Origin of the sequence: Janthinobacterium sp. MP5059B, assembly GCF_001758645.1 — a bacterium.
Lineage (GTDB): Bacteria > Pseudomonadota > Gammaproteobacteria > Burkholderiales > Burkholderiaceae_D > Janthinobacterium > Janthinobacterium lividum.
In genome coordinates, this window is record NZ_LRHX01000012.1 from 225486 (window position 1) to 234809 (window position 9324).

The 9324-nt window shown below is 62.7% G+C and carries 6 protein-coding genes and 2 pseudogenes; 3 read left to right on the forward strand and 5 right to left on the reverse strand.

The features are described 5' to 3' along the window. Positions 1-65: 65 nt before the first annotated feature. From JAB1_RS16015 to JAB1_RS16025, 3 genes are read right to left on the reverse strand one after another with little or no spacing between them, the layout of a single operon-like run. Positions 66-866 (reverse strand): alpha/beta hydrolase, encoded by an 801-nt coding sequence (locus JAB1_RS16015; protein WP_070280768.1) that lies wholly within the window; start codon positions 864-866, stop codon positions 66-68. 58 nt (positions 867-924) lie between these two features. Then, positions 925-1620 (reverse strand): HAD family phosphatase, encoded by a 696-nt coding sequence (locus JAB1_RS16020; RefSeq protein WP_070280770.1) that lies wholly within the window; start codon positions 1618-1620, stop codon positions 925-927. Between the two features lie 21 nt (positions 1621-1641). Then, positions 1642-2403, reverse strand: a complete 762-nt coding sequence (locus JAB1_RS16025; protein WP_034784407.1) for a TSUP family transporter — start codon at positions 2401-2403, stop codon at positions 1642-1644. Between the two features lie 151 nt (positions 2404-2554). Between JAB1_RS16025 and JAB1_RS16030 the strand changes: the two genes are divergently transcribed. Then, positions 2555-3478, forward strand: coding sequence for a LysR family transcriptional regulator (locus JAB1_RS16030; protein ID WP_070280773.1), 924 nt, complete (start codon positions 2555-2557; stop codon positions 3476-3478). Between the two features lie 3 nt (positions 3479-3481). Here the strand turns inward: JAB1_RS16030 and JAB1_RS16035 are convergent, their stop codons facing one another. Together JAB1_RS16035 and JAB1_RS16040 are read right to left on the reverse strand one after the other, a co-directional pair. Next, the gene (locus JAB1_RS16035; protein ID WP_070280775.1) at positions 3482-4003 is read right to left on the reverse strand and encodes an N-acetyltransferase; all 522 of its coding nucleotides are present in this window, start codon (positions 4001-4003) and stop codon (positions 3482-3484) included. Positions 4004-4047: 44 nt separating this feature from the next. Continuing rightward, a pseudogene (locus tag JAB1_RS16040) lies at positions 4048-6482 on the reverse strand (DNA internalization-related competence protein ComEC/Rec2). 184 nt (positions 6483-6666) lie between these two features. Between JAB1_RS16040 and JAB1_RS16045 the strand changes: the two are divergent. Both JAB1_RS16045 and JAB1_RS29615 read left to right on the forward strand, forming a co-directional pair. After that, positions 6667-7500: a class I SAM-dependent methyltransferase gene (locus JAB1_RS16045; RefSeq protein WP_070280776.1), complete on the forward strand. Its 834-nt coding sequence runs from the start codon at positions 6667-6669 to the stop codon at positions 7498-7500. Positions 7501-8703: 1203 nt separating this feature from the next. Next, a pseudogene (locus JAB1_RS29615) lies at positions 8704-9324 on the forward strand (RNA helicase); the annotation flags it as partial.

Below are 9324 nucleotides of genomic sequence, written 5' to 3' on the forward strand. Positions count from 1 at the left end.
GGCAGGATTTTACGCGAAAATCCGCCGTTGTTGGCCCCCATCCCCTGAAAATCCTTGGCGATATTCTATTGCTTCGCCAGCAATGCCGTGATCATCTCGCGCACCACTTGCGCCGTCAGTTCCGGGTTCTCCATGGGAAACAGATGCCCGCCCGGCACCTGGCGGAAAAACTTGCCGACCAGCTTGCGCGTGGCCTTCAAGCCCGCTTGCCGGCATTCCACCGATTCCGTGCCGCCGATAAAACCGATGGGAACAGGAAAACCGTCCTTGACGAGGCCGCCGATGTGGTGCGGCAGGCTGCGGTAGACCTGCGTTTCCACTTCGCGCGTAAAGCGCAGCTGCACCCCTTCCGGATGGGGAGCCAGGCCGCTGTCGATGTAGTCGCGCAACACGTGCGGCGCCCAGATGGCGAACATGTCCTTGGCCGCGAAGTGTTCATACGCGGCTTGCGCGTCCGGCCACAGCTTGCGCCGCCGGGCGGAAAAACGTGACGGCGAGAACCGCTCGCCCAGCGCCGTGTTGCGCGCCAGCCGCACCAGCAAGGCGCGCCAGCCCGCCACCACAGGCGAATCGAGCAAGACCACGCAGCGCACCAGGTCGGGCCGCTGCTTGGCCACCATCACGCTGAGCATGCCGCCCAGCGAATGGCCGACGAGAATCACGGGCGTGCTGTAGCGCCGCTCCAGCTCATCGATATACTCGCGCACCAGCTCGGGCCAGCCCGTGCTGACGGGGTAAGCGGGGTCGTGCGCATGCATGTCGAGCGCCTGCACGGTGTAGTGCTGGCCCAGCAAGCCGAACAGCTTGCGGTAGGTGCCGGCAGGATAACTATTAGCGTGGGCAAAGTGCAGTTGCGGGAGGGTCATCGTGGGACGGTGCCGGTGAATGCGATAGACAATTGTAATGGCATGCCGGCAAGGCGTATCAGAGGAAGGACTCTAATTGCCGGGGCGCATGGGCCATGCCGGGCACGAACGCCGCCAGCACTTCACCCAGCTCGGCATTTGAATCCACCACACAAAAAGCGTCGTCAAACGCGTGGTGACGGTTCATGTGATTGCGCACAACGATGCATTCCAGTCCGGCCGCATTGGCGGCGCGCAAGCCGCGCGGCGAATCTTCCACGGCCACGCAGTCGGCGGCGGCCAGCCCCAGGCGCTGCAAGCCCAGCTGGTAGCCGTCGGGCGCCGGCTTGCTTTCGCCATACATTTCCCGCGTCAGCACGAAGTCGAAGTGGCCGAGCAAGCCCGTGGCAGCATGGCTGATGTCAAAGTGCTGCGCATACGCGCTGGTGACGACGCCCATGGCCACATGCGGGCGCAGCGCCGCCAGCACTGGCCCGATACCGGGCATGGCCAGTTGGCGCGCCTGGCGCAGGCGTTGCGCAAACAGCACGGTGCGCTCGGCCCGCAGGCGCTCGACCAGCTCGATCTCATGGCCCTGCCCAAGCAGCACATGCCAGGCGCCGTAGTTATTGTCCAGGAACCAGTCAAAGAATTGCTTCGGCGTCAGGTCTATGCCGTAGGGCAAGAGCAAGTCGCGGTTGCTTTCGTAAAACAGCTGCTCGGTGTTGACCAGCACGCCATCGTTGTCCCACAGCACGCCCTGGATGGTTTTCATGGCTTGTTGTCGTTCAAAAACTTACTTGAAGAAAATGTCGTAAGACAACTTGACGATCAGCAGCACCAGCAGCACGAGGAAGAGGATGCGCACGAAGGCGGCGCCGCGGCGCACGGCGATCCAGGTGCCCGTCAGCGCGCCCAGGATATTGCACACAGCCATCGGTGCGGCCACGGCGTACACCACGTGTCCGGCAGGGATGAAGAAGGCCAGCGCGGCCACGTTGGTGGCGATATTCACCAGTTTCGAGCAGGCCGAGGCGAGGATGAAATCGAAGCCGAAGACGCGGATGAACAGGAAAATCAGGAAGCTGCCCGTGCCCGGCCCGAACAGGCCGTCATAAAAGCCGATGGCGCCGCCGATGACGATGGCGAGAATACGTTCGCGCGATCCGATGGGGCGCGCTTCGCGCGTCGTGCCGAAATCCTTCTTGATGAAGGTGTAGATGGCCATGATGATGATCAATACCAGCACCATGGGGCGCACCACCTGTTGCGGCACGTAGGACACGGCGGCCGCGCCGATGAAGGACATGACGAAGGCGCTGGCCACGGCCGGCAGCACCAGCAGCCACGGGATGTGCACCTTGCCGACAAACGAGCGGGCGGCAAACGTGGTGCCGCAGGCGGACGCCAGTTTATTCGTGCCCAGCAAGGAGGTCGAGGCCATGTTCGGCATCAGGTTGAACAGGGCCGGCAGCTGTATCAGCCCGCCCCCGCCCACGGCGGCATCGATCAGGCCGGCAAAGAAGGCAAATAAACACAGCAGCGAGATGGTCAGCATGATAGGCAGTAAGGAATGGGCGACAGCGGCAGTATAGGCGCCGTGGATTTTTCCGGATGCAACTTCATATTGCGGAAAACGCAATCAGGCGTAACGCTTGACGGAATGCGCCCCATGCGGTCTACTGGCCTCTTTTGCCGGGAGCCGCACGATGTCGATGAAACTGATGTGGGAGATCCGCGCCTTTTGCACCGTGGTCGAAAAGCGCAGCTTCATCCACGCGGCGCGCATGCTGGGACGCTCGCCGTCGGCCGTCACGCGCGCCATCCAGTTCCTCGAGGACGCCATCGGTGCCGAGCTGATCCTGCGCACGCAAAAGCAGTTCACCCTGACGACGGCCGGCGAAACGTATTACGCGTCGGCCAAGCACTTGCTGGAAACGCAGGCCGAGGCGGAAGACCAGTTGGCAGAATTGAGCAACTCGCCGCAAGGCTGGGTGCGCCTCTCGGCACCGGAAATCCTGTCGCTGGGGTTCTTGCCGAAAGTGGTGGCGCAATTTTCGCGCGACTACCCGAACGTGTCGGTGGACATCCACTTCTCGGACAAATCGATCGACCCCATCCAGGAAAAGCTGGACTTCGCCATCCGCGGCGCCTTCCCTCAGTCGAGCGAGCTGATCGGCTATCCCCTGTGGAATTACCGCCGCTACATGTATGCCTCGCCCGGTTATATCGACCGCATGGGCGCGCCCGGGGAACCGGAAGAGCTGGCCGGCCACGACATCATCATGCACTCGGCCCCCCGCATCCTGCGCGACTGGCATTTCGTTTCCAGCGAGCGCAACGTGCGCTACCAGGTGCAACCGCGTTTCCGCTTCACCTCCGGCATCGCCACCTTCCAGGCGGCCCTGGAAGGCGCCGGCATCGTGCGTCTGGCCAGCTGGCTGGCGGAACCGGCCGTGGCAGCGGGCACCTTGCGGCGGGTCTGCACGGCATACCGTCTCACGTCGTCGAAGGAGCTGGACCCCAGCATCCACGCCGTGTATGGCACCTCGCGCATGGCCAAGGGGGCGCGGCTGTTTCTGGAGTATGTGCGGCAGCGGGGGCTGGAAATACCGGATGAACGTGTAATTTAAGGACTATTTCCCGACGATAACATCGCTATACACGGCGAACTGCGCGCCATCGAAGTCAAAAGCGGCCACCTCATACATGCCCAGCCGTTCATGCGCGCGCAGCGAGCCGAGATTGTCGCGCCGGATGAACAGCACTGCTTCCTTGCCCGCATGCTGCTCGCGCATGGCAGAGTACAGCAGCGCCAGCAAACCCTGCCCCCGCTCGGAATCCGCAATGCAGACGGGGCCGTACACATAGGCGTTGCCACTGTTCGCATAAGCGGCCAGCATGGCCAATACCACGGGCGCCTGCGCAGCGGCTGGCGCCGCGCTGAACAACACGCCAACGACAGGTCCGTCCGCTGCGCGCCGCGCCACGATGACGGGCGACGCGCCATCCGCCATGCTGGCCACCTTGTCGCGTGAAAACTCCCCCGTCAGACTGCCGCCCTGCGAGGGGGAATTGGCTTGCAGCAAGGCTGTGATGGAGTCGATGTCGGCGGCCTGGGCCGTGCTGACAAGATAAGGATGGCTGGAATGGCGCAATCTGGACTCCTGGGACGATGTTGCGGGAGCGTAGCATGAAAGCGCTAGCGCCCATGCCAGTAACGCGGCCGGCTTGCCCGATACAAGGTCACGCCGATACCATCGCCAAACGCCAGCACCACCGTCCCCTCCACATCCGTGCGCAAGCGGGTAATGCCCATGTCGCCATAGCGCGCATACACCTGCGCCTTCGGATGTTTATAACGGTTCCTGTGTCCCACTTGGAAAATCGCCAGATCGGGATGGACGGCGTTCAAGAACGCCTGTGTCGACGAGGTGCCGCTGCCGTGATGGGGCGCCAGCAATACGTCGGCGGCCAGGTCGCCCTCCGCCGAGCGCGCCAGCAATTGCGCCTCTTGCGCCGCTTCGATGTCGCCAGCCAGCAAGATTGCATGCTTGCCTGCCGTGATTTTCACGGTACAACTGCGGGCATTCGGCGTCAAGCTGATGTCCGTGTGGCTGGCCGGCAAGGGGTGCAGCATGGCGAAGTGCACGCCTTCCCACGTCCAGCTCTGGCCCGCCATGCAGTGCAGATAGGGTTTGTGCAACGCCCGTCGCGCCTCGATGGCGGGATGGCCATCGAACAGCGACGAGGCCAGCCAGCCCACTTGCACGTTCTCCAACAGAGACATGGCGCCGCCTGCGTGATCGAGGTCGCTGTGGGAAATGATCACGCCGTCCAGCTTGGCTATGCCGCGTGCGCGCAGATAAGGCACGATGACCCGGCTGGCGCCATCGGAATCGAGACTGTAGGCAGGGCCCGTGTCATACAGCAGGCGGTGGCCGTGCGTTTCCACCAGCACGGCATGCCCTGCCCCACGTCAAAGGCCGTCACCCACATGCCACCCGGTGGCGGACTGGACGGCAAGGCCGTCAGCAGCGGCAGCCAGCCCAGCATGCCCGCCCAGCGGTGCGGCCATCCCCGTGGCGCCAGCAGCCAAGCCGTGCCAAACAATGCCCAGCAAAAACTCCACATTGGCGGCGCGGGCGCCGTCCACACGGCAAAGCGGCGCGCGCCCAGCCATTCGAGCACCTGCGCCAGCATCTGCACGATGGCGTGCGCCAGCAGCAGCAATCCGTCAGACAGGGGCGCCGGCAGCAGGCTGCCAGCCAGCGCCAAGGGAGTTACCACCAGGCTGATGACGGGAATGGCCAGCGCATTGGCGACAGGCGACACGAGAGACACTTGCGAGAACAGCAGCATCGTCAACGGCACCAGCCCCACCGTCACCACATACTGCGTGTGGGTGCCCAGCGCCACGGCAGCACGCAAACGGCGCCAGCGTCCGGCATGCGGCGGCATGGAAGCCGTGGTGCGCCCTGCCGTTGCGTACAGCATGGTGGCGACGGCGCCGAACGACAGCCAGAAGCCGGGCCACAGCACGGCCCACGGATCGAGCAGCACGACCAAGCCCAGCGCCAGGCACAGGATATGGACGATGCTGGTGATGCGTCCCAGCCACAGGGCCAGCGCCACCACCAGCAACATATACAAGGTGCGCTGCGCGGGCACGCCAAAGCCGGCCAGCAGCACATACAAAAATGCCGCCAGCGCGCCGGCCAGCGCCGCCACCTTTTGCGCCGGCAGCCGCAGTGGCAACTGCCAGCCGGTAAAAAACGAGCGCCGCCACAGCGTGCCGGCACCAAGCGCAAAGAGTCCCGCGATCATGGTAATGTGCAGACCGGATATCGAAATCAGATGGCTCACGCCAGTGCGGTTGAACACTTGCCAGTCCGACTGGGGAATCGCGCGCTGGTCGCCCACCACCAGCGCCACGATCACGCCCGCATACTGCTTGCCTTCCAGGCTGCGCACGATGCGCGCGCGCAATGCCGCCCGGCTGGCCTCCACCACGTTGCCGAAACAGGGCACGAAGGCAGCCAGGCGCACGTTCGGCGTATCGGCGCGCGGCTGCGGCCGCACATAGCCCGTGGCGCGCACGCCCTGCTCCAGCAGCCACGCCTCGTAGTCAAAACCCATCGGGTTCGCATTGCCGTGCGGACGCTGCAAGCGCACCGTCAGGCGCCAGCGTTCGCCCGGCTGCACGTCGCCCACCTCGTTCGTCACTTCATCACGAAAACCTGCGTACCAGGACAGGGCGATCAGGGGCGGCACCTTCGCCCCGACAGCCTTCTCCACGGCAAAATTGAAGCGCACGCCCTGCTCGAAGCGGTACGGCAGGCTGGCAACCGTACCCGTGACAACAATGTCCTGGCCTTCATCAGCCAGCGCCAGTTGCGGCGCCATGGCGGCCTGGGCCAGCCAGGCGGCCCAGTAAAAGCCCAGTCCCACGCCAGCAGCAAGCGCAACAGTGGAATGCAAGCAGGAACGCCAGCGCGCATGGCGGCACAGCAGCAGTGCCGCCAGCAGCGACACGCCAGCGGTCACCCACAGCAGCACGCCCCCGTACGGCGGCAAGCTTGCCTGCGTCTGCAACCAGGCGGCGCCAGCGGCAAAGCCGAGTATCAGGGTGCGCATGGGAGCTCGCTGCGAAAAGGGCTCAGCAACTGTGCCCCCTTTCTACTCTTTACCGTCTGATCTGGCGCAATGGTGCCCTGAATAAGAACGTTCAGTCACGCCATCCGGCACCACCGCTGGCGAAACTTTCCGCATGCTAAGATGGCCATCCGGCGCAAAGGCGCCACGACTTTGCGGATCTTGCATGACCCTACTGACAGCGGCAGAAACCTATTTACAGGACTTTCATCAAAGGCAAGTCGGCGTGACCAGCACCGCGTTTGGCCATCTGCCGGCCAGTTCCCCGGCCGGCAACTGGGCCTCGTCCTACGACGTGCTGACCAGCCTGGTACCGGCCGTGGACACGCCATTGAGCGTGCTCGACCTGGCCTGCGGCGACGGCCATCTGCTGGGCTTGCTGGCAGCCAGACGGCAGCGCCGGCTGCAACTGCTCGGCGTCGACATGAGCCAGACTGAACTGGCCGCCGCGCGTGCCGCCCTGCCCCCGTCCGTGCATCTGCTGCAAGGCCGGGGCCAGGCTCTCGACCTGCCATCGGCCAGCGTCGATTATCTCGTCTCGCACATGGCGCTGATGCTGATGGACGACATCGAACAAGTCATGCGTGAAATCCGCCGCGTGTTGCGCCACGGCGGCCAGTTCGCGGCCATCGTCGGCCGGACGTTCTTGCTGGGCGAAGTGAACGACGTTTTCATGCGCGTGTTCAAGCCGGTCGCCAGCACCGAGCTGCCGCCGCTGCGCTTCGGCGATCGCCGCACGGGCTCCGAAGCGGGCTGGCGGGAACTGCTCGATGCCGGTTTCGCAGACGTTGAAGTCGACGACATCGACGTCCCATGGTCCCCCACGCCGGGCGAACTGTGGACGGCCCTGCTGGACACCTACGATATCGACCGCCTGGACGATGACGCCAGGCAGCGCCTGCGCGAGGTGTTCCTGGATGCCGCAGCGCCGCTGCAAGCCGATGACGGATTGATCGCCACCGGCTGGGGGCTGCGCGCCGTGCGCGCACGGGCAGCCTGAACTGCCATCGATGCCGTGGCTTGCCAGCGTCAGCGGCAACAGGCTACGATAGTGGCTGCCGCAGCGCGCGGTGCTTCTCCGGTCAATTGCAGGCTTGCTGGCAAGCGGACCGCTCGGCGTTGCACTCGGCTTGAGCGGTACCGCCAGCAATGCAAGCCTTCCATTCGACAGCGCAGTAGTGATAGCAGCTTGCGAAGGCTGGCGTCGCAGTCACAGCCAAACCGAGACCTGTCGCGAAAAGAAATGCAGCAAGCTTTTTATTCATAGTGCTCTCCTTAAGTCGGATGGCTGATGAATCCCTGCGCGCGCCATCCACCGGCGCAGGGCCACATACACAGGTATGTCGGGTGTCATCGCAAGCTGGCTATGCGCCAGCGCGAATTAAAAAGTCCTGCGGCCACCAGCGGATCCTGGAGTGCCGTCAAATCATAGCCGTTCATATAAACGCGACGCGCTCCAGGCGATAGCCAGGCCGGCAGCCAGAATAATGCCGTACCTCGCCGCCAATTTCAGCTATTGTGAAAACATGCCAAAAATCCTCTCGCGAGATCTGAGGCCATGATCAGCTCACCATTATTAATTGTCAAGGTAATTCAATTCATTCCGCACCAGCGGATAATTTCTCGTGCAATGAAAAATACAGGCGCAATACGGAAACGGTCCCGCCGTGCTTAATTTCAACTCCACAGCGTGGGAAGGCGCATTCGGTCGTGCCGGATGCTGCCGGCGCCATGGGAGCGTGGCGATAATTACCCGTTGCCGGATGCGCGCAAGAAAATACGTGCGACCTCGCATCCAGAAAAACAATCTGCACATGATGCGAATATCATCATCGTGGATACCAATAGAAACTTACTCTTTGTTATTATCGATGCTGCGGTAATCAAATTTTCACAATCAATTTCAACAAATAAAAAAACTTAATAAAAATATATTCTTAAAATTTCCAGATAAATAAAATAGAACAGGGAAAAATATGATAAGCGAAAAGCACCAGATAACGCATTCCCATTCCACGCTCTAGCAAAGTGATTCGCCAGAATGGAAGCGCGGCTCTCAATGCCTGCCAGTTGCTCATCCGGCCCAGGGAATCATCGCTTTCAAGATCAACGCCACCCGCAACAGCCGCACCGCGCACGGGGCAAAGTCTTTGTCCTGCACACGGTATAATCGGCCTCGCTTACTTCAACACCCAGGCACGACATGACTTCCTCCGCACTTCCTCCCGATACTTCCACCGACATTTCCGACAGCAGCGAAGACAATAACGATGCCACCCTGGTCGCGGAACTGGGGGAACTGGCCGAGCATATCCGCCTCGTGAAGATGGAAGGCCGCGTCTTCGTGCGCTTTTCCGGCGTCGTCAAGGCGGGCCATCTGGTGGTGCCGTATGCGCTGGTACCAAGCCAGGGCGTGCTGGCGCGGCCGGCCAAGTGGCGCAAGATGGACCGCGAAACCAAGCTGGCACTGGTGCGTGAACGGGCAAGCGCGGCCGTCTTCGAGGAACTGCGCCAGCATGTGATCGATTTCGTCGCCGATATCGCGGGCCTGAGCGAAGACGTCGACACGGACCCGATGGTTTTCCTGCATACCCTGGCCGACATGCAGACGTCGGAGCCGGCCGGTATGGTGTTCGACCGCATCCGCCAGCGTTTCAATCACGCCATCGAGCGCCAGCAGGAAGAACAGCACGCGGCGCGCACGCGCCAGAGCATCAACCTGGCCGAGTATCCGGCCTCGTTCGAGATGGCGCGCCGCGTGCTGTTCTTCCTGCTGGCGCTCGATGGCGTGATTGAAACGCTGGCGGATGCGGTCGAACACCAT